Origin of the sequence: Bradyrhizobium sp. 23 (assembly GCF_023073295.1) — a bacterium.
In the GTDB taxonomy this organism is placed as follows: Bacteria; Pseudomonadota; Alphaproteobacteria; order Rhizobiales; family Xanthobacteraceae; genus Bradyrhizobium; species Bradyrhizobium canariense_D.
In genome coordinates, this window is sequence record NZ_JADPJF010000042.1 from 172,529 (window position 1) to 173,997 (window position 1,469).

3 protein-coding genes are annotated in these 1,469 nt (G+C 55.3%); 2 read left to right on the forward strand and 1 reads right to left on the reverse strand.

From position 1 onward, the window contains the following. Positions 1 to 844, forward strand: an 844-nt coding sequence (locus IVB32_RS10550; RefSeq protein ID WP_247410315.1) for a terminase TerL endonuclease subunit, incomplete at its 5' end; no start/stop codon positions are given. Between the two features lies 1 nt (position 845). On the opposite strand, the gene IVB32_RS10555 is transcribed toward IVB32_RS10550, so the two are convergent. After that, positions 846 to 1,055 carry a hypothetical protein gene (locus tag IVB32_RS10555; RefSeq protein ID WP_247410317.1) on the reverse strand — a complete coding sequence of 70 codons (210 nt, stop codon included), beginning with the start codon at positions 1,053 to 1,055 and terminating at the stop codon, positions 846 to 848. 3 nt (positions 1,056 to 1,058) lie between these two features. Here IVB32_RS10555 and IVB32_RS10560 point away from each other — a divergent pair, with 3 nt between their 5' ends. Continuing rightward, positions 1,059 to 1,352: a hypothetical protein gene (locus IVB32_RS10560; RefSeq protein WP_247410319.1), complete on the forward strand. Its 294-nt coding sequence runs from the start codon at positions 1,059 to 1,061 to the stop codon at positions 1,350 to 1,352. The last annotated feature ends 117 nt before the right edge of the window (positions 1,353 to 1,469 follow it).

A 1,469-nucleotide genomic window follows, 5' to 3' on the forward strand; every position in this document is an offset into this window, starting at 1 on the left:
GAATCCTGGCCTCGCCCATGGCTACCCCGATATAGACGGCCTACGAAAGTTTGTTCGCGAGTCTGAGCATCGCCCCGCTCAACGCGAAGTGTTCAAGCGGCTACATCTAGGTATGTGGTTGGACGGCGCGGCAGAGCCCGCATTTGATCTTGCCGTTTGGGACGAAGGTAAGGCGCCATTCAACCTAGTAGACCTTGAGGGCTGCAAGGCTTGGATCGGGGTCGACCTATCCAAAGTCACGGACCTTTGTTCAGTCTCGGCTACGATCGAGATGCAAGCACCGGCAAACGACAATACTTATGCTCTGCACGTCCGATCTTTCGCGCCGGAGGAAGGCATCCGGAAGCGATCCGATGTCGACCACGTGCCATATGTTCTGTGGCGCGATCAAGGCTATCTTACTGCGACACCGGGTGACACGGTGGACCTTGCCGTGGTTGAGTCCGCCATTCGCGAAATGTGCGAGCAATTCGACGTTCAAGAGATCGCCTTCGACCGATGGTCGGCACGCCAGATGATGGACTCGCTGGCCGAAGATGGCTTGCCGGTGGTGGAGTTTCCGCAGAACCTAGCAACTTTTGCCGCACCTGTGATCGAATTCGAAAAGGCTCTGTTCGAACGGCGGCTCGTACACGGTGGCAATCCCATCCTGCGATGGGCGGTCGGCAACCTTGTCTTCATGGAAGACGCGAGCGGTAACCGCCGTCCGCACAAAGCCAAATCGATCGACCGCATTGACCCGGCAGTAGCCGCGATCATGAGCACGGGACGGGCCGCAGCGAATGCGAGCGTGTCTAGCAGTTATGTAAATGAAGAATGGGCGAACGGATTGGCGTTTGCGTGAGCTATTTCTTGGCACCACGCTCTAGCTTCTTCACGTCGCCAACTAGACCCGTCAATTTTGAAATCGCGTCGTTCAACTTGCTGCTTGCCTTCTCGCGCTCCCCATTTGCGATCGCCTTCTTGCAGTCACCCAGCGTGTTGATAACGGCTTCCAGCTCAGAATGTGCGCTCATAATCGAATCCCCCATGAAACTGAAGGCAATATAGGCCAACTAATGACACCAAAGCAAAGAGCCGCGCTCGCATACTTTCACTACGAGGCCGGAATAAAACACGGGAGCGAACTCGCCCAATCGATCATTAGCGAGTTTCCTGAAGGCTTCGATGACACGCAGATCGCCAAAATTGCGGCAGATATAAAGCGCTCTTTATCCAGCGCCTTGACTGCTATCCACAAACGATTTCACGATGCGTTCGGCAGCGGGCATGGGGTTGGCCTACGCACCGGCCTGTCAAAGTACCAAGAAACGCTCTTATTGCGCGGCATAGGAATAAAGCAAGTTGGCTGACGTTGTAAGGCGCCTGACTATCAGCGCCACCTCTACCGGTATCGACGAACAAGCCGGTAAACTGAACAAGCTTGCCGATGCAAGCAACTCCCTCGCCACCGTAACAGACACGAACGC

Bases quoted from the DNA above. Each gene is read 5' to 3' on its own strand.
- IVB32_RS10560 (WP_247410319.1), top strand. From the start codon at position 1,059: ATGACACCAAAGCAAAGAGCCGCGCTCGCATACTTTCACTACGAGGCC.